General features: G+C 61.3%; 17 protein-coding genes and 1 tRNA gene. 9 read left to right on the plus strand and 9 right to left on the minus strand.

Features of this window, described 5'->3' with window-relative positions:
• The first annotated feature begins 46 nt into the window (after window positions 1–46).
• On the plus strand, window positions 47–1,030 hold the full coding sequence (gene rpoS, locus BGO64_RS04295; protein WP_010675620.1) for an RNA polymerase sigma factor RpoS: 984 nt from the start codon (window positions 47–49) through the stop codon (window positions 1,028–1,030).
• 73 nt (window positions 1,031–1,103) lie between these two features.
• On the opposite strand, the gene tsaD is transcribed toward rpoS, so the two are convergent.
• Window positions 1,104–2,117 (minus strand): tRNA (adenosine(37)-N6)-threonylcarbamoyltransferase complex transferase subunit TsaD, encoded by a 1,014-nt coding sequence (gene tsaD / locus BGO64_RS04300; RefSeq protein WP_041213897.1) that lies wholly within the window; start codon window positions 2,115–2,117, stop codon window positions 1,104–1,106.
• Between the two features lie 179 nt (window positions 2,118–2,296).
• On the opposite strand from tsaD, the gene rpsU reads away from it, so the two are divergent.
• The 5 genes from rpsU (at window position 2,297) to BGO64_RS04325 (ending at window position 7,198) form a co-directional block, all read left to right on the plus strand.
• Entirely contained in the window at window positions 2,297–2,512 is a 216-nt protein-coding gene (gene rpsU, locus BGO64_RS04305; protein WP_005309452.1) for a 30S ribosomal protein S21, read from the plus strand.
• 15 nt (window positions 2,513–2,527) lie between these two features.
• The gene (locus BGO64_RS04310) at window positions 2,528–2,971 is read left to right on the plus strand and encodes a GatB/YqeY domain-containing protein (protein WP_010675618.1); all 444 of its coding nucleotides are present in this window, start codon (window positions 2,528–2,530) and stop codon (window positions 2,969–2,971) included.
• An 89-nt stretch (window positions 2,972–3,060) separates the two neighbouring features.
• Window positions 3,061–4,848: a DNA primase gene (dnaG, locus tag BGO64_RS04315; protein WP_286700240.1), complete on the plus strand. Its 1,788-nt coding sequence runs from the start codon at window positions 3,061–3,063 to the stop codon at window positions 4,846–4,848.
• Window positions 4,849–5,031: 183 nt separating this feature from the next.
• Entirely contained in the window at window positions 5,032–6,927 is a 1,896-nt protein-coding gene (gene rpoD, locus BGO64_RS04320; RefSeq protein ID WP_263639565.1) for an RNA polymerase sigma factor RpoD, read from the plus strand.
• Window positions 6,928–7,121: 194 nt separating this feature from the next.
• Window positions 7,122–7,198 (plus strand) — tRNA-Ile (locus BGO64_RS04325).
• A 47-nt stretch (window positions 7,199–7,245) separates the two neighbouring features.
• Here BGO64_RS04325 and BGO64_RS04330 read toward each other — a convergent pair.
• From BGO64_RS04330 to purH, 6 genes are all read right to left on the minus strand, one after another.
• Window positions 7,246–7,716, minus strand: coding sequence for a tetratricopeptide repeat protein (locus BGO64_RS04330; RefSeq protein ID WP_286700241.1), 471 nt, complete (start codon window positions 7,714–7,716; stop codon window positions 7,246–7,248).
• 147 nt (window positions 7,717–7,863) lie between these two features.
• Window positions 7,864–10,440 carry an alpha amylase C-terminal domain-containing protein gene (locus BGO64_RS04335; protein ID WP_286700242.1) on the minus strand — a complete coding sequence of 859 codons (2,577 nt, stop codon included), beginning with the start codon at window positions 10,438–10,440 and terminating at the stop codon, window positions 7,864–7,866.
• Window positions 10,441–10,706: 266 nt separating this feature from the next.
• Window positions 10,707–11,261, minus strand: a complete 555-nt coding sequence (locus BGO64_RS04340) for a cytochrome b/b6 domain-containing protein (protein ID WP_010675613.1) — start codon at window positions 11,259–11,261, stop codon at window positions 10,707–10,709.
• On the minus strand, window positions 11,242–11,616 hold the full coding sequence (locus BGO64_RS04345; RefSeq protein WP_045521970.1) for a cytochrome b562: 375 nt from the start codon (window positions 11,614–11,616) through the stop codon (window positions 11,242–11,244). Before BGO64_RS04345 ends, BGO64_RS04340 begins: the two co-directional genes overlap by 20 nt.
• A 405-nt stretch (window positions 11,617–12,021) precedes the next feature.
• Window positions 12,022–13,311, minus strand: a complete 1,290-nt coding sequence (gene purD, locus BGO64_RS04350) for a phosphoribosylamine--glycine ligase (RefSeq protein ID WP_104452295.1) — start codon at window positions 13,309–13,311, stop codon at window positions 12,022–12,024.
• A 106-nt stretch (window positions 13,312–13,417) separates the two neighbouring features.
• The gene (purH, locus tag BGO64_RS04355; protein ID WP_042016335.1) at window positions 13,418–15,010 is read right to left on the minus strand and encodes a bifunctional phosphoribosylaminoimidazolecarboxamide formyltransferase/IMP cyclohydrolase; all 1,593 of its coding nucleotides are present in this window, start codon (window positions 15,008–15,010) and stop codon (window positions 13,418–13,420) included.
• Window positions 15,011–15,442: 432 nt separating this feature from the next.
• Between purH and zntR the strand changes: the two genes are divergently transcribed.
• The 3 genes from zntR (at window position 15,443) to BGO64_RS04370 (ending at window position 16,732) form a co-directional block, all read left to right on the plus strand.
• A complete protein-coding gene (gene zntR, locus BGO64_RS04360) occupies window positions 15,443–15,880 on the plus strand; it encodes a Zn(2+)-responsive transcriptional regulator (protein ID WP_041213891.1) in 438 nt (145 codons plus the stop codon).
• Window positions 15,870–16,406: a dihydrofolate reductase family protein gene (locus tag BGO64_RS04365; protein WP_286700243.1), complete on the plus strand. Its 537-nt coding sequence runs from the start codon at window positions 15,870–15,872 to the stop codon at window positions 16,404–16,406. Before zntR ends, BGO64_RS04365 begins: the two co-directional genes overlap by 11 nt.
• Before the next feature lie 107 nt (window positions 16,407–16,513).
• Complete coding sequence (locus tag BGO64_RS04370) at window positions 16,514–16,732, plus strand: alternative ribosome-rescue factor A (protein WP_039040829.1); 219 nt, start codon at window positions 16,514–16,516, stop codon at window positions 16,730–16,732.
• A gap of 116 nt (window positions 16,733–16,848) precedes the next feature.
• Here BGO64_RS04370 and hemW read toward each other — a convergent pair whose 3' ends face one another.
• Together hemW and rdgB are read right to left on the minus strand one after the other, a co-directional pair.
• A complete protein-coding gene (gene hemW / locus BGO64_RS04375; protein ID WP_286700244.1) occupies window positions 16,849–17,994 on the minus strand; it encodes a radical SAM family heme chaperone HemW in 1,146 nt (381 codons plus the stop codon).
• A 132-nt stretch (window positions 17,995–18,126) separates the two neighbouring features.
• Entirely contained in the window at window positions 18,127–18,723 is a 597-nt protein-coding gene (gene rdgB / locus BGO64_RS04380) for an RdgB/HAM1 family non-canonical purine NTP pyrophosphatase (protein ID WP_010675605.1), read from the minus strand.
• Between the last annotated feature and the right edge of the window lie 78 nt (window positions 18,724–18,801).

The following is an 18,801-nucleotide window of genomic DNA, read 5'->3' on the forward strand; positions in this document are numbered from 1 at the left end:
CTCAGAGAGCTGAGTCTTACTCTGGTGTAGGTCAGGGAGAGATATCATGAGCCAAGAACAACTGGTAATGCAGGATGCAGAGTTAGAGTTCGACGAGGAGCTGGAGGTTCAGGAGGAAGAAGAGGTTCAGGAAGTGGCGGCCGAAGCCGAAGAGACCATTTCCGATGAACTGATGGCGCCCGAGCTGAACAAGGTAATGGACGCCACCCAGCTCTATCTGGGGGAGATAGGCTTCTCCCCTTTGCTCACGGCCGAAGAGGAAGTCTACTACGCCCGTCGTGCCCTGCGTGGCGACAAAGCGGCGCGCAAGCGCATGATCGAATCCAACCTGCGCCTGGTGGTCAAGATTGCCCGGCGCTACAACAACCGCGGCCTGGTGCTGCTGGATCTCATCGAAGAGGGCAACCTCGGCCTTATCCGCGCCGTCGAGAAGTTCGACCCCGAGCGAGGCTTCCGTTTCTCCACCTATGCCACCTGGTGGATCCGCCAGACCATAGAGCGGGCCATCATGAACCAGACCCGCACCATTCGTCTGCCCATCCATGTGGTCAAGGAGCTGAACGTCTATCTGCGCACTGCGCGCGAGCTTTCTCATCGTCTCGACCATGAGCCGACCGCCGAGGATATCGCCTCTGCACTGGATCGCTCTGTGGACGATGTGAATCGCATGCTCAAGCTCAACGAGAAGATCACCTCGGTGGATACTCCCATCGGTGGCGATCGCGACAAGGCGCTGCTGGATGTACTTTCCGACGAGCGCGGCATGGGACCCGAGCTGGAGTCCCAGGAAGATGACATGCGCAGCAGCATAGTGCACTGGCTGGAGGAGCTGAATCCCAAGCAGCGTGAAGTGCTGGCCCGCCGTTTCGGCCTGCTCGGCTATGAACCAGCCACCCTGGAAGACGTGGGCGCCGAGATTGGTTTGACCCGTGAGCGGGTGCGTCAGATCCAGGTGGAAGGGTTGCGCCGTCTGCGGGAGATCCTGCTGGGGCAGGGGCTTTCCATTGAGGCGCTGTTCCGTACCAACTAAACGGGTATGAATACCGTCATCAAGATGAAAAAGGGGCCGCAGGCCCCTTTCTTTTTGTCGTGGATCTTCCGGATCACACCGGATCCAGAGTGTCCAGCGGCCAGCGCGGCACGGCCTTGACGACGAGGGGTTCGAAGACTCCCGCCTTCAGGCGTTGCATGCCGGCATAGGCGATCATGGCGCCGTTGTCGGTGCAGTATTCGGTGCGCGGGTAGAAGACTTCACCTTTGAGGCTCTCCATCAGCTCGGCCAGCTGGGCGCGCAGATGACGGTTGGCACTGACGCCGCCTGCCACGACCAGACGATTGAGACCGGTCTCTTTCAGGGCACGGCGGCACTTGATGGCCAGGGTGTCGACCACCGCATCCTCAAACGCCCGGGCGATGTCGGCACGGGTCTGCTCGTCGTCGCCATTTGCTGCTATGGTATTGGCGGCAAAGGTCTTGAGGCCGGAGAAGCTCATGTCGAGCCCGGGACGGTCGGTCATGGGACGCGGGAAGGTAAAGCGTCCAGTGGTGCCCTTTTCTGCCAGCCGGGAGAGCAGCGGACCACCGGGGTAGTCCAGACCCATCAGCTTGGCGGTCTTGTCGAACGCCTCACCGGCGGCATCGTCGATCGATTCGCCCAGCAGCTGATAGCTGCCGATACCGTCGACCCGGACCAGCATGGAGTGGCCGCCGGAAACCAAGAGCGCCACGAAGGGGAACTCGGGGGCCTTCTCTTCCAGCATGGGGGCCAGCAGGTGGCCTTCCATGTGGTGTACGGCGATGGCCGGCTTGTCCCATGCCATGGCCAACGAGCGGCCTATGGTCGCCCCGACCAGGATGGCACCAACCAGACCTGGCCCCGCGGTATAGGCGATGCCATCGATGTCATCCTTGCCAAGTCCAGCCTCTTTCAAGGCGGCCTGGATCAAGGGGATCGTCTTGCGTACATGGTCCCGGCTGGCGAGCTCGGGAACGACGCCGCCGTAGTCCGCATGCAGCTTGACCTGGCTGTACAACTGGTGGGAAAGGATCCCTTTTTGATCATCGAAGATCGCGATCCCGGTTTCGTCACAGGATGTCTCTATGCCCAATACACGCATTGCTAAAAAATTTCACTGCTAAAATGAGACGGCTATGGTAACCTTCGCGGGTTTTTTAAACCAGAGCGATCTCTGCGGGTTTACTTTCATTCCCTGTCCAGAGTATAATTTCGCACCATTTTAAGACATGCTGATCGATTGAAGGTCAGCTAACAATTTATCACTGAGGTGAAAGGCACATGCCAGTAATCAAAGTCCGTGAAAATGAGCCGTTTGACGTTGCTCTGCGTCGCTTCAAGCGTTCTTGCGAAAAGGCCGGTATCCTGTCCGAAGTTCGTAGCCGTGAGTTCTACGAGAAGCCGACTACCATTCGCAAGCGCGCCAAAGCGTCCGCTGTCAAGCGTCACGCCAAGAAGCTGTCCCGCGAAAACGCACGTCGTATCCGCCTGTACTAATCAAGGGATCATGCCGTGTCTCTGAAGGATCAACTCAAGGATCAGCAAAAGCTCGCCATGCTTGCCAAAGACAAGCCTCGGTTGGGTGCTATCCGCTTGTTGATGGCAGAAATCAAGCAGCGTGAAGTCGATACCCGTGTCGAGCTCAACGATGAAGAGATCCTCGCTGTCGTGACCAAAATGGTCAAACAGCGTCGCGATTCCATCAGCCAGTTTGAAGCTGCCGGTCGCCAGGATCTCGCCGACAAAGAGTCCGCCGAGATCGTTGTGCTGCAGGAGTTCCTGCCACAACAGCTGACCGCAGACGAAATTGCCGCACTGATCGAGCAAGCCATCACTGAAAGTGGTGCTGCCGTCATGGCTGACATGGGTAAAGTCATGGCTGTCTTGAAGCCAAAAATTCAGGGGCGTGCCGATGTCGGCGCCGTCAGTGCTCAGGTGAAAACCCGCTTGGCGTAACAGGCAACTCTCTTGTTTGGTCGAAGAAGCCGTGCTTCCCATTGGAATGCGCGGCTTTTTTATTTCCTATGCAATGAAACAGGACGGTTATGGCTGGCAGGATCCCGCAATCCTTTATCGATGATCTGCTCGTACGCACGGACATAGTCGAGTTGATCGACTCCCGTGTGCGGTTGAAGAAAGCCGGTAAGAACTACCAGGCTTGCTGCCCTTTTCATAACGAAAAAAGCCCCTCCTTTACCGTCAGCCAGGAGAAGCAGTTCTATCACTGTTTCGGTTGTGGTGCCCACGGCAATGCCATCGGCTTTGTCATGGAGTACGACGGCCTGGAATTCCCCGATGCCATCGAAGAGCTGGCAAGCCTGCACGGTATGCAGGTCCCCCGTGAGCAAACGGCGGGTGGATCAAGCCATAGCCAACCTGCCGTCAGTAAGGATCTGTTCGAGCTGATGAACCAGATTGCGCGCTTCTACGAGAGTAATCTCAAGAACGCGCCTCAGGCGGTGGAGTATCTGAAAGGCCGGGGCCTGACTGGCGAGGTGGTCAAGCGCTTCAACATCGGTTATGCCCCTGGGGACTGGGATCAGGTGCGTCGCCGCTTTGGCGCCAGTCGGGATCACGAACAACTGCTGATTTCGGGCGGTATGCTGATCCCCCGTGACAACGGCCCGGGCAGCTACGATCGTTTCCGCGATCGCATCATGTTTCCGATCCGGGACAAACGCGGCCGGGTCATCGGCTTCGGTGGCCGAGTGCTAGGGGATGGCACGCCCAAGTACTTGAACTCCCCGGAAACCCCCATCTTCCACAAGGGGCGAGAGCTGTTCGGCCTTTATGAGGTCAAGCAGGCACACAAGGATCCGCGCCGGATCCTGGTGGTAGAAGGTTACATGGATGTGGTGGCGCTCGGCCAGTACGACATCGACTATGCGGTGGCGGCACTGGGGACTGCGACCACCAGCGATCACATCCACACCCTGTTCCGTACCACGGCAGAGGTGGTCTGTTGCTACGACGGCGACAACGCCGGTCGGGAAGCGGCCTGGCGGGCGCTGGACAACGCGCTCTCCCACCTGCAGGACGGCCGTGAACTCAAGTTCGTCTTTTTGCCGGATGGCGAGGATCCCGACTCGCTGGTACGCCAGATCGGCAAGGAGGGGTTCGAAGCGCTGCTCGACAAGGCCCAGTCGTTTGCGGATTTCATGTTCGAACGCCTCGGGCGCGATGCGGCTCTTTCCGGTGAGGCAGGCAAGTTTGAAGTGGCCAACAAGGCCGCCGAGCTGATTCGTCGGGTACCGGAAGGTTTCACTCGCGAGGGGTTGATTACCCGACTTTCCAGCATGATGCGTTGGGGAGAAAACAAGCAGCGGATTGCCGAGCTGTTTGCCCGCAACAGCCAGCCCAAGGTGGAAGTCAACAAACCCAAGGCGACCAAACTGACGCCGATCCGCAGGGCTCTGGCCCTGATGGTGCAGTATCCGGCGATCACCGCCGAGCTGCCGGCCATGCCCGAGTTGGCCGGGCTGCGCCTGCAGGGGATCCCTTTCCTGCTGCAACTGCACCAGCAGATCCTGATCCAGCCGGGAGTGACAACGGGTATCCTGCTGGAGCATTGGCGCGGCACAAAAGAGGGAGAAATACTTGCCCAGCTGGCGATGCATGACCTGTTTGAAGAGGTAAAGCTCGACCAGGAGCCCGATATTCTGGGAGAATTACAGGATACCTTTGTCGGTTTCATCAACCTTTTCCTGAAGCAACGGATCGAAGAATTGCAGGCCAAGGTGGTGCAGGAAGGGCTAAGCTCTGAGGAAACTCAGGAGCTGATGATGCTGATCAGAGAGGTGCAGATTGAGAAAAGAAATGAGAGTGGGGCTTGATATTTGAGTGAGCAGTCCCAATATGAATAGCGTTGCCCGAATCGACGGGATTGAAAGCAAACACTTTATAACCACCTGGCCCCGACAACACTGCGGGCAGGGGTTTCTCATGACCGACGCCGCAACCAGACATAGCATGTCTGGCGGTTTTCTATTAGAATTGGCTATTTGCGCAGCAGCGCACTGTACGCGCAACCTAGCAACACCAACCGGATGAGTTCTATGGAGCAAACCCCGCAGTCTCAGCTTAAACTCCTCGTTGCCAAAGGTAAAGAACAGGGCTACCTGACCTATGCCGAGGTGAACGATCACCTCCCGCAAGACATTGTCGATTCAGACCAGATCGAAGACATCATCCAGATGATCAACGATATGGGCATTCAAGTGGTTGAAAACGCTCCGGATGCCGATGACCTTATCATGGCTGAAGGTGGTACCGCCGATGAGGACGCTGCCGAAGCAGCGGCCCAGGCTCTGGCATCTGTTGAATCTGAGATTGGTCGCACGACCGATCCCGTCCGCATGTACATGCGGGAAATGGGTACCGTCGAACTGCTGACCCGCGAAGGCGAGATCGACATCGCCAAGCGGATTGAAGACGGTATCAACCAGGTACAAAGCTCCGTCGCCGAGTACCCTGAAGCCATCACCTATCTGCTCGAACAGTACGACAAGTACGAAGCCGAGCAGCTTCGCCTGTCCGACATCATCTCCGGCTTCATCGATCCGAACGAAGTGGATGACGTGGCACCGACCGCCACTCATATCGGCTCCGAGCTCAGCGAGGACGACCTCGCCGACGAAGACGAAGATGAGGACGAAGACGAAGACGAAGACGGTGACAACTCCGACGATGATGGCGACGGTGGCCCGGATCCGGAAGTCGCTCGCGAGAAATTCGGCGAACTGCGTGCCCAGTACGAGGTGACTCGTCTCTCCATTCAGCAGAATGGCCGTGCCCACGACGACACCCAGAATGCCATCGCCCAGCTGGCCGATGTCTTCCGTCAATTCCGCCTGATGCCCAAGCAGTTCGATCGCCTGGTCAACAACATGCGGGAGATGATGGAGCGTGTCCGCGTGCAGGAACGCATCATCATGAAGCTCTGCGTTGAGCAGGCCAAGATGCCGAAGAAGACCTTCGTCGCGGCCTTCACCAACAACGAGTGCGAAACTGCCTGGTTCGAATACCAGAAGCAGGCCGGCAAGGCGTGGTCTCCCCGCCTGCTCGAGATGGACGAAGAAGTACTGCGTTCCATCGGCAAGCTGCAGCAGATCGAAGAAGAGACCGGTCTGTCCATCGCCCAGATCAAGGACATCAACCGCCGCATGAGCATTGGTGAGGCCAAAGCCCGCCGTGCGAAGAAAGAGATGGTTGAGGCCAACTTGCGTCTGGTTATCTCCATCGCCAAGAAGTACACCAACCGCGGTCTGCAGTTCCTGGATCTGATCCAGGAGGGCAACATCGGTCTGATGAAGGCGGTCGACAAGTTCGAATATCGTCGCGGCTACAAGTTCTCGACCTATGCCACCTGGTGGATCCGTCAGGCCATTACCCGCTCCATCGCGGATCAGGCCCGTACCATCCGTATCCCGGTGCACATGATCGAGACCATCAACAAGCTCAACCGTATCTCCCGCCAGATGCTGCAGGAGATGGGTCGTGAACCGAACCCGGAAGAGCTGGCCATGCGCATGGGCATGCCGGAAGACAAGATCCGCAAGGTACTGAAAATCGCCAAGGAGCCCATCTCCATGGAGACGCCCATCGGTGATGATGAAGACTCCCACTTGGGCGACTTCATCGAAGATACCACCCTGGCTCTGCCAGCGGATGCGGCCACCAGCGAGAGCCTGCGCAACGCGACCCGCGAAGTGCTGGCCGGGCTGACCGCACGGGAAGCCAAGGTACTGCGCATGCGCTTCGGTATCGACATGAACACCGACCACACCCTCGAGGAAGTGGGCAAGCAGTTCGACGTCACTCGTGAGCGTATCCGTCAGATCGAAGCCAAGGCCCTGCGCAAACTGCGCCATCCGAGCCGCTCGGAAGTGCTGCGCAGCTTCCTGGACGAGTAGTCCCGGGTTCTGTCAGCCTGACATAGCAACAAAAAGCCCCGCCATGCGGGGCTTTGTTTTATCCGTGCTGGCATGGGCGTGAAGAGGGGTCATGGAACCGCTTGAATATGGATGAAATCTCGCCAAGTGGTTGATCTGACTATGGACGGGGTATCCGCCATCCCCTATAATCCACGCCGCTAACCAGCATCAATGGCCCCTTAGCTCAGTTGGTCAGAGCAGTCGACTCATAATCGATTGGTCGTGGGTTCAAGTCCCCCAGGGGCCACCATTTTCAGAAAAAGCCGCTCTTTTGAGCGGCTTTGTCGTTTCTGGCGTTCACCAGCGTCTGTCCAGATCCTCGGCATAGAGTGCCATCGCGCGCCGGTAGGGAAGCAAGGCGGGATCCGTGGTGGTGGTCGCGAGGATCCCCAGCAGCGTCTCCATCCCCTCCTTGCTGCGCCCCAGGTTGTAGCAGGTCATGGCGCGAAACACCTTGAACTCCACGGCATCGGGGAAGCGGACCAAGGCCTCGTCAAAGGTGGCCAGCGCCTCGGCATGACGGCCCGTGGTGCGATAGGAGCTGCCAAGTCCAAGCAGGGCCCCGCGCAGCGACGCCTCGCCAAGCCCCAGCGACACTGCCTTCTGATAGAGCGGAATGGCCTGGGCCTCTCGCCCCAGCATGTCGTGCAGTCCGGCCACTTCGTAATGCAGCTCGGCATGGGCCGGGTGCGCGATGAGTTGCAGCAGACCGTGCTGGCGGGCTTCCTCGATCCGTCCCTCGGCCTTGAGGGTGTTCAACTGTTTCATATGTGCTCCTGCATGGGGATGAAGGAGCAGTATGCCTGCCGACAGGCTGGCGGGGAACGGGTCATGGGGCCATGAAAAAGGCCTCCCGCCGATGGCGGGAGGCCTGGTTCGGCGCCGGGGCAAAATGGCCCTAGCGTGTGTCCAGCCTTACTGGGCGCTCAGGCTGTAGGCCAGGGTCTGGTCGTTGAAGCGCACCACATAGGCACCGACCACTGCCGTGGTGATGTCTGCCCCGGCCAGCTCGGCCACGCCATCCTTGTTGGTGTCGCCGTAGTTCTGGGTCCAGTCCCCCTTGACGTCGAACTTGAAGCGCTGGCCACCGTTCCCATCACCGCTGCCGGTGAAGGTGACGCTGGCCTGCCAGAGGTGATCCCCGACCAGGGACATGGGGGTGGTGCCCCAGTTGTTGGTGGTGCCGCGAATGTTGAGGCTGGCGACATTCTTGGCATAGGTGACGCTCACCGGAGTCAGGCTGTATTGCAGTGTCTGATCGTTGAAACGTACCCGGTACTGGCCGATGACCGGGGTGAGGATGTCACTGCCGTTCAGTTCGGCCACGCCGTCCTTGTTGGTGTCGCCGTAGTTCTGGGTCCAGTCCCCCTTGACGTCGAATTTGAAGCGCTGGTTGGTCTGACCGTCGAAGGTGACCAGGGCTTCCCACTGATTGTCGGCGATCAGCGTCATGGCAAGGGATCCCCAGGCATTGGGGGTGCCGCGGAAGTTCAGGGTGGGCAATACGCTGGCGTAGGTGCCGTTGTCGTCGGTGACGGTCACGGTGGCGCTGGCACTGGCGGTCAACCCTTCCGCATCGGTCACGGTGACCGTCACGGTATGGGTACCCGGGGTATCGAACCTGACCGTCTCCGTGGCGGCGGTGCCCCCGCTGGACCAGCTGTAGCTCACCACGCCCCCGTCGTCGCGGGAGGCGGAGGCATCGAACACCACGCTCTCACCCGCCTTGACGCTGAGGGTCTTGGGAGAGAGGGCGGCGACCGGCGCCTGGTTGCTGGTGAGGGGGGTGACCGTGTAGCGCAGATCACTTTCGTTCAGGGTGATGCGGTAGCTGCCCGCCCCGCTGACCAGGATATCCTTGCTGCTGCCCTTGTCGGCTATGCCATCCCCTTCGTTGTCGCCGTAGTTCTCGGCCCAGTTGCCGAAGACGTCGAACTTGAAGCGCTGGGCACCGGTGGCGTCACCGTTGCCGGTCAGGGTGAGGGTGGCGGACCAGACACGGTTGGCATCGACGGTCATGGGGGTGTTGCCCCAGGCGTTGTGGGTACCGCGCAGGTTCATGCTGCTGAACTTGTTGCCCGGCAGGACGGAACCGCCGCAGGGGCTGGCCTTGGTGCAACCGGCGATGATGGCGGCCGCCTTCATGCCGGGGACGTTCAGGCTGGCCTTGCCGCTGCCATCGACGGTGACATAACCGCCGCTGCAGTAGTCATTGCCCCCCAGGAGGTTGCAGTACTCGCCGGCCGGCAGGCCGGTCTGCACCGAGGCCACCAGGCTGCCGCTCTCGTTGTTGATGGCGACGAAGCCCTTGTCACCGCGGCTGAAGGCTATCTGGTTGTTGCCGTTGTCCCACCAGTTGCTGACGGGCTGGCCTTCGGTCCGGTTGTGGAACAGGGCCATGTTCATGATGGTCGGTCGGCGCTGTTCGCAGTTCCACTGGCTGTCCGTGCAGGGCGTGCTGCCCGGCGCCCCCTTGTCGGTTTCATAGGTGCCCATGTTTTCAAAGCGATAGCCCGACATCACCTGCTTCCAGCCATAGGGCCAGGCCATCATGAAGGTGTTGGCCAGATCGTAGCGGGCACCGCTCATGAAGGTGAGCATGCCGCCACCGCCGTGGCCGCGTTCGCGGTCGTGGTTGACCACGAAGACGAAGGCCTTGTTGGAGGGGAGCAGGCCCCAGCTCTCGCCCAGGGTCTTGAGGTTCTTGATCTGGCCGTTGAAGTTGGCGGCGAGATCGGTGCCGTATTTGAAGTCGGTGACGGTGTCGATATAGGTGTAGCGGCCCGGCTGAATGTCGGGGGACTCCCCGCCTGCGCCGATCACCTCCAGGTAGGCCCTGGGGCTGCCCGCCTTGTCGAGGATGGCCTTCACATCGGCCGGCGCCATGTGCTTGGCCGCATCGATGCGAAAGCCCGCCACGCCCCAGCCGAGCAGGGTCTTCATGTAGGTGGCGATCTGATCCTGGACGTAGGATGAGCCGGTATTGAGGTCCGGCATGCCGTAGAGGGCGCCGTTCCAGACGTTGTTGCTGTCGCCGTAGTTGGTGATGTCGCCGCTGTGGTGGAAGTCGTTGTAGCCGAACTGGGGATATTGGTATTGCCCCGAGTTGTAGCTGCCGCCGCCGGTGGCGGTGCCCGAACCCGATGCCAGCTGGTTGAAGACGGCGTCGGCATAGACCTTGACCCCGGCCGCGTTGCAGCGGGCGATCATGCTCCTGAGCTCTGCCTCGCTACCGCCGAAGCTGTTGAAATTCTTGAAGCTGACCGGTTGATAGACGGTCCACCAGACCTGGCTGCCCTGCTTGTGCTCGGCGGGTGGGGTGATCTGGACGCCACCGAACCCCTTGGGCCCGAGCACGGTCTCGCACTCGTTGGCGATGTCGTTGAACTTCCATTGGAACAGGTGAACCATGACTCCTTCGGCGCTGGCAGTGTGGCTGAAAGAGCCGAGTGCCGCCGCCAGCAGGGCGGTTCGAAACAGTGTGTTGTGCATGACGATTTTCCCTTCGATCTTGTTATTGACGTATCACTGTCGTGTAGTCGAACGGACAACAAACAACCTCGTTCAGCTCCGTAGCATTCATGAAATCGATGTGGTTGAAAATCGAACAAGCTGAATTAATTAAGAAATGTGAATGAAAATGCTTTCATGCCATTCGGTGGCAGCAGGAGGATGCAGAGGGGAGCAGATCGGTGCGAGATCCCGTCAAGCGGGTAGCGAAGGGGATGAACAAGGGCCCCGCAGGGCCCCGTGAACGTTCAGACGTTGGGTTCCTGCTGCCCGGCACTGGCCCGGGCACGACGCCCTGGCAGCATGCGGGTGACCAGGTTGCTGCGCTGGCGCCAGGAGGTGTAGGCGATGGCGCACAGGTGCAGGGCGATCATGCCCTGCAGTGCCCAGGTGCACCACTCGTGCCAGTCGTCCGCCCCCAGATCGAAGCCGGTCTCGGTGTTCTGGAACCAGCCGGTCCCTGCGGTGGCGAGTACCAGCAGCCAGAGTGCCCAGACCGCCAGCTTGCCGCTGCCGTGATGGCCCGGGGTGGGCGGGGTCCGTTCGCGCAGGGCGTCGGCCTGATGGCGAAAATCCTCCCGGCTCGGGATGAGGGCGCGCAGGCGGGCGTGGCCGCGAGCGAAGGTGAGCCCCCACAGCAGGCGTATGCCGATGAGCACCATGACGGCGTATCCCATCCGCTCGTGCCACTCCTCGCCCGCCTCGTTGAGCCAGAGGTTGCCGATACAGATGGCCGCCACACCCCAGTGGGTGAGGCGCACCAGAGCATCCCAGTGGAAGGGATCAGCCTTTTTGCTTGGCATAGTTGTGGTACTCCTTCTTCAGGTCGTTGACCTTGGCCAGGTGCTCGCGCGCCTTGGCTTCGTCACCGGCCTTGAGGGCTGCCAGGCTGGCATCCAGCTCGGTCTGCACTTCGGTCATGCCTTCCAGGAACTTCTCCTTCTTGGCGGCGGGCATGTTCTTGCCCTTGGCGACGTCCAGCTGGGCCTTCATCTCCTTGATGTATTTCTCCATGGTGGCCGCGTCGTCGGCCTTGACGGCCTGCTTGTAGTTGAAGCCGATCTTCTTCATCGGCTGCTCCAGATCGCCGGCCATGGCAGGCAGGGCCATCAGGCCAAACATCAGGGGCAGCAGCAGGGGACGCACAGTTTTCAGCATGGGATTTCCTTATGAAACGACGAGATTGCAGGTTGTTATAGCACTCATTTGAGTGCGGTTTCACGCATCATGATGCCATGAAAGGGCGATCATTGTATGAAGAAAGTGCGACCAATTGTGACGAATTGTGCAGGGGATTGCTGTGGGAATGTAGCCGAAAGAGAACGGCCACCGGATCTCGCCTCCGGCAGGGATACAAGGGCGCGCATCTGGTCCGGGAAGGGGCCCGCAGGCAGTGAATCATGCTGCCATTATTTATCACACATCGGTTTTTTAAAGTCAGGTGAGTTTTTCAGGTGTTTTTGTTTTTGAAAGCCACCACCCATGGACGATTCCACTGCTCGCACAGACACCGTGCAACAAAAAAAGGGCCCGCAGGCCCTTTGAGTGATCGGGATCCGGCCCTTATTCGGCCTGCTCGCGCTCGATGGCACGCCAGCCGATGTCCTTGCGATAGAAGATGCCGTCCCACTGGATGCGACCAGCCAGGGCATAGGCCCGCTGCTGGGCTTCCTGCACCGTGTGGCCGAGGGCGGTGGCGCACAGCACGCGGCCACCCTGGGTCAGGCTGGTGTGCCCTTCCAGGCGGGTGCCTGCATGGAACACCTTCTCCCCTGCCACTTCGTCCACCGGCAGGCCGCTGATGGGGTGGTTGCTGCCGTAGTCGCCGGGATAGCCACCCGCTGCCAGCACCACGCCGATGGCGGCACGGGGGTCATAGACGGCTTCCTTCTGATCCAGCTGGCCGGCACAGGCGGCGAGGCAGAGATCCACCAGATCGGACTGCATCCGCAGCATGATGGGCTGGGTTTCGGGGTCGCCGAAGCGGCAGTTGAACTCGATCACCTTGGGGTTGCCCTCGGCATCGATCATCAGGCCGGCGTAGAGGAAGCCGGTGTAGACGTTGCCCTCGGCCGCCATGCCGCGCACGGTCGGCATGATCACCCGCTCCATCACGCGTTGGTGCACTTCGTCGGTCACCACGGGCGCCGGGGAGTAAGCCCCCATGCCGCCGGTGTTGGGGCCGGTGTCGCCATCGAAGGCGCGCTTGTGATCCTGGCTGGTGGCCATGGGCAGCACGTGCTCGCCGTCCACCATGACGATGAAGCTTGCCTCTTCCCCGTCCAGGAACTCCTCGATCACCACCCGGGCGCCGGCATCGCCGAAGGCATTGCCGGAGAGCATGTCACGCACCGCCGCTTCCGCCTCGTCGAGGGTCATGGCGACGATCACCCCTTTGCCGGCGGCCAGACCGTCGGCCTTGATGACGATGGGGGCGCCCTTCTCGCGCAGATAGGCCAGCGCCGGCTCCACCTCGGTGAAGTTCTGGTAATCGGCGGTGGGGATGGCGTGGCGGGCCAGGAAGTCCTTGGTGAAGGCCTTGGAGCCTTCGAGCTGGGCGGCGGCGGCGGTCGGGCCGAAGATGGTCTGATCGGCGGCGCGGAAGGCATCGACCACCCCTTTCACCAGGGGGGCTTCCGGTCCGACGATGGTGAGACCGATCTGGTTCGCCTTGGCGAAGGCCAGCAGGCCCTCGATGTCGGTGGCCTGGATGGCGACGTTCTCGATGCCCGGCTCAAGCTGGGTGCCCGCATTGCCCGGTGCCACGAAGACCTGGGTCACCAGGGGGGAGTGTTTGGCCTTCCAGGCCAGGGCGTGTTCACGGCCGCCGTTGCCAATGATCAGTACTTTCATCGTCTCGCTCGCTTCTGTCTGAGTTCACTGGCGCTGCGGTGGCAACCTGCCAGTGGAAAGGATCCGGTGCTAAAGAGGCAGGGCCGCCATCGGCGGCCCTGGGCTGTCAGTGACGGAAATGACGCATGTTGGTGAACACCATGCACATGCCGTGTTCGTTGGCGGCGTCGATCACCTCCTGGTCGCGCATCGAGCCACCTGGCTGGATGACGCAGGAGATGCCCGCGGCAGCGGCGGCATCGATGCCGTCGCGGAACGGGAAGAAGGCGTCGGAGGCCATGACGGAGCCCGCCACGGTCAGCCCTTCATCCTCGGCCTTGATGCCGGCGATCTTGGCAGAGTAGACGCGGCTCATCTGGCCGGCGCCCACGCCGATGGTCTGGCCGTTCTTGGCGTAGACGATGGCGTTGGATTTGACGAACTTGGCGACCTTCCAGCAGAACAGCAGATCCTGCAGCTCGGCCTCGGTGGGCTGACGCTGGCTGACCACGGTCAGATCCCCCAGCGTCACCATGCCCAGATCGCGCTCCTGCACCAGCAGGCCGCCGTTGACGCGCTTGAAGTCAAAGCCTTGCGCCGGGGCAGTCCACTGGCCGCACTCCAGCAGGCGCACGTTCTGCTTGGCGGCGACCGCCTCGCGGGCTGCCTGGCTGATGCTGGGGGCGATGATCACTTCCACGAACTGGCGGGCGACGATGGCCGCGGCGGTCTCGCCGTCCAGTTCGCGGTTGAAGGCGATGATGCCGCCAAAGGCCGAGGTGGGGTCGGTCTGGTAGGCGCGATCGTAGGCTGCCAGCAGGTCGTCACCGATGGCGACGCCGCAGGGGTTGGCATGCTTGACGATGACGCAGGCCGGTTCGCTGAACTCCTTCACGCACTCCAGCGCCGCATCGGTGTCGGCAATGTTGTTGTAGGAGAGGGCCTTGCCCTGCAGCTGGATGGCGCTTGCCACCGAGCCCGGCGCGGCCTGCTCTTCGGCGTAGAAGGCGGCAGCCTGGTGGCTGTTCTCGCCGTAGCGCATGTCCTGCTTCTTGATGAACTGGCTGTTGAAGGTGCGGGGGAAGCGGGACTCTTCGTCGCCTTCCTTGTTTTCGCCGTAGGAGGGCACCAGGGTGCCGAAGTAGTTGGCGATCATGCCATCGTAGGCGGCGGTGTGCTCGAAGGCGGCGATGGCCAGATCGAAGCGGGTGGAGAGGGTCAGGCTGTTGCCGTTGCCATCCATCTCGGCGATGACGCGGTCATAGTCGGAGGCCTTGACGACGATGGTGACGTCCTTGTGGTTCTTGGCAGCGGAGCGGACCATGGTCGGGCCGCCGATGTCGATGTTCTCGACGGCGTCTTCCAGGGTGCAGCCGGGCTTGGCCACGGTGGCGGCGAAGGGATAGAGGTTGACGACGACCATGTCGATGGGGGAGATAGCGTGCTCGGCCATGATGGCGTCATCCCGGTCGCGACGGCCGAGAATACCGCCGTGTACCTTGGGATGCAGGGTCTTGACCCGGCCGTCCATCATCTCGGGGAATCCGGTGTAGTCGGACACCTCGGTCACCGGCAGGCCCGCATCGGCCAGCAGCTTGGCGGTACCACCGGTGGAGAGCAGGGCCACACCACGCGCGTCGAGTGCCTTGGCAAATTCCAGGATGCCAGTCTTGTCAGACACACTCAGCAGTGCACGGCGAATGGGTCGAGCTTGTTCCATCACACTATCGTCCTCAGCATAACGGGGACCGTTCCATGGGAGGCGAGGCTCAACACACAGAGAGTCCCCAAATAAATGGAAGTGGGGGATTTCGCAAACCACTCTCGCCCGGGGCGGCCGTTGGCAAAAGCGTTTTAGGAAATGCCCGCTTGACGCGACGCTCTCTTGTGGGCGCGTATTCTACACAAAAAATGTGACCTGTGGTGGATTTTTTAAAGAGACAAACCCTTGTGGGATGCGGCGTTAAACGTTTTCTGGTGAATTTTTGTGAAACGTTTGTCTTTTCAGTGTTTTGGGGATAAATGGCCGGCAAGTGAGGGGTTAGCTGCTGCTTTCCTGCCTTTGACTGGCAATCGCCGGGCAAAGAGGTGATAGTGGAGGCCGGTTTATATTGAGTACCATGTCGGGAATGTCATGCGGGGGGAGAGGACCATGTATCGGATCGGTGAACTGGCCAAGGCGTGTGGGGTGAAGGCCGACACCCTGCGCTTTTACGAGAAGAACGGCCTCATCTCGCCGGGCATTCGCAACGAATCCGGTTATCGCCTCTACGGGGAGCAGGACAGGCGGCGGCTGGAGTTCATCATCCGCGCCAAGTCGGTGGGCTTTTCCCTCGCGGACATCGGCGAGCTGCTCACCCTGGACACCAACAAGGCCAAGGTCACCTGCCAGGAGGTGAAGGCGGTGGCCGACACCAAGCTCGAACAGGTGGAGCAGAAACTCCTGGAGCTGACCCGTTTTCGCGAGAACCTGAAGGCCCTCTCCGACATCTGCTGCGGCGGCCCGCGCTCGGCGGAGCACTGCGCCATCCTCGAGACCCTGGAGTCCGGCGCCCCTTCCCGCCACGAGCACCACGACCATGAGCACTGAGCTGCGCCGGCCCCGGGTCTCCGCCTTTCTCGCCCTCTCCCTCGACGGTTTCATCGCCGGGGAGGGGGGCGATCTGGCATGGCTGGCCCCCTATGGTGGTGACGGGCCGGAGGAGACCGGCTACAGCGCCCTGATGGCGAGCGCGGACACCCTGCTGATGGGGCGCAACACCTACGATATCGTGAGCGCCTTTCCCGAGTGGCCCTACGGGGACAAGCCGCTGGTGGTACTGACCCACAGGCCCGCCGACCCCCGTCCTCGGGTCGCGTTCAGGCAGGGGGCGCTGGCGCAGGTGCTGGACGAGTTGTGGCAGGGGGGAAGCCGTCACCTCTATCTGGATGGCGGGGAGCTGGTGAGGCAGGGTCTGCAGGGTGCCCTGGTGGACGAGCTGACCCTGTTCTGGGTACCGGTCACCCTGGGGGGCGGGGTGCCGCTCTTTGCAGGATCCCTGCCCGGCGCGCTGAGACCGGTGTCGAGCGCCGTGCTGCCAAGCGGCCTGGTGCGGGTCGTCTATCACCCCGCCTGACAGCTTGCACGGGGGAGGCAAGAGGTGCACAATCGGCGCGTTTTTCGCCACCTGCCCTTCCAGACAGGGACGACAGGCAAACACGACAACCCCATCAAGGAGCCCATATGGCCAAGAAGAAGGTGACCTGTGTCACCGCCGAACCCGCCTGCGAACATCAGCGCGGCATCATTCAGGACAACCACCTCAAGGCACTGGTGACCTCCCCCCTGTTCCAGGCCCGGGTCGAGCCGAGCAAGAAGGGCAAGGGCAGCTATCAGCGCAAGGCCAAGCACGGCAAGCGGTGGGAGCCCGGCCAACAGCGGATGGTTAGCGTCTGCTGTTGAGCGGGTTTCTGCCGCAAGGCATCAGTTAACACAATCAGGGCGCCAATGGCGCCCTGATTGTTGTTCTATTCGCTGGTGCTGACTTGCGGTCTTGACGCAAGAGAGTGAACCCGTGCTCACTCGTCCATAAAGAGTTCGAGCAGCACGTTGAGATAGCGATGCCCGAGGGGGGTGAGCTGCCAGCTGTCGCCAAGATCCTCGATCAGCTCCTTGGTCCGGGCGATGGCGAGCATGGTCTCTACCCGCTCCAGCGGTAGCCCCGTGAAGGCCTCGAACTCCGCCTTGGGGGCGGGTTCAAACAATCTGAACCGATTCATGAAGTACTCGAGCGGCAGATCGTCCGCGCTCACCTGCCATTGGCTGTCCAGATAGGGGCGGCTCGGATCCAGATAACCTTTCGGATGCTTCACCTTGGCGGTGCGCAGGATCTGCTGGTTGGCAAGATCCGTCACCTTGCCGTGGGCGCCGCAGCCGATCCCCAGATAGTCGCCAAAGCGCCAGTAGTTGAGGTTGTGGCGGCATTGATACCCCTCTTTGGCATAGGCCGAGATCTCGTACTGCTGATAGCCCTTGGCGGTCAGCATGGCGTGGCCCTGCTCGTAGATGTCCCACAGGGTGTCATCTTCCGGCAATGTGGGGGGTTTGGAGGCGAATGCCGTGTTCGGCTCTATGGTGAGCTGATACCAGGAGAGGTGCGGCGGCGCGCAGTCGATGGCCTGCTGCAGGTCATAGAGCGCATCGTCCAGGCTCTGATCCGGCAGGCCGTGCATCAGATCCAGGTTGAAAGTGGGAAGCGCGATGGCGTGGGCCAGTTCGGCGGCCTTGCGCGCCTCCTCGGGGCCGTGGATGCGGCCGAGCCGGGTCAATTTCTCCTGCTGGAAGCTCTGTACCCCGATGGAGATGCGGTTGATACCGGCCCGCTGGAAGCCGGCGAACTTGTCCGCCTCCACCGTGCCCGGGTTGGCCTCCATGGTGATCTCGCAGTCCGGGGCGAGGGCGATGCGTGCGCGCACCCCGTCCAGCAGCGCCTGCATGGCGTCGACGGAGAGCAGGCTCGGCGTGCCGCCACCGATAAAGATGGAGGAGAGGGGGCGCCCCTGGGCCCAGTGCAGATCCTGCTCCAGATCCTCCAGCAGGGCCGCCACGTACTCGAGGTGGGGCAGTTCCCCCTTCTGGGCGTGGGAGTTGAAGTCGCAGTAGGGGCACTTCTGGACGCACCAGGGCACGTGGATATAGAGGGAGAGGGGCGGCAGTTGCAGCATGAGATTTCCAGTATTCAACAATCAAAAGGGGTCGGGTGGCCCTGGTTGTCGGTGACAACGGGCGGGGCGCCGCGAACGAAACGGGGGCCGACGGCCCCCATTGTAGATGACAACGCGGCGGGAGACAGCGCTTTAGTTGACCGCCGCCAGGGCCGCTTTGAGCTTGGCCAGCGCCTGGCCACGGTGGCTGAGCTGGTTCTTGAGCTCCGCCGGCATCTGGGCCGAGGTGCAGTCGTGATCGGGGACGAAGAACACCGGGTCGTAGCCAAAGCCGTGCTGGCCGCGCGGCTCGTCGATGATCATCCCTTCCCAGCTGGCCTGGCAGATAATGGGGGTGGGATCGTCGGCGTGGCGCATGTAGACCAGCACGCACCAGAAGCGGGCGCTTTTCAGGTAATCCGGCGCGCCCTTGAGCTCGGCCAGCAGCTTGTCGATGTTCTCCTTGTCGCTGGCACCGGCACCGGCAAAACGGGCGGAGTAGACGCCGGGGCGGCCGTGCAGCAGATCCACTTCCAGGCCGGAGTCGTCGGCCACGGCGGGCAGGCCGGTGACGCGGGCGGCGTGGCGGGCCTTGATGATGGCATTCTCGACGAAGGTGGTGCCGGTCTCGTCGGCATCGGAGACTGCAAACTCGCTCTGCGGGATCACCTGGATCTTCATATCGGCCAGCATGGCGGCCAATTCCTTCACCTTTTTCTGGTTCCCTGTTGCCAGGACAAGCTTGTTCATCACACACCTCCGCAAAAATAATCTGCGCATTCTATGCGGGGGAGGGGTTTAGTAAAAGCGCCAATTGCCCGGGATCCG

It is taken from the genome of Aeromonas sp. 62-46 (assembly GCF_001898585.1).
In the GTDB taxonomy this organism is placed as follows: Bacteria; Pseudomonadota; Gammaproteobacteria; order Enterobacterales; family Aeromonadaceae; genus Aeromonas; species Aeromonas caviae.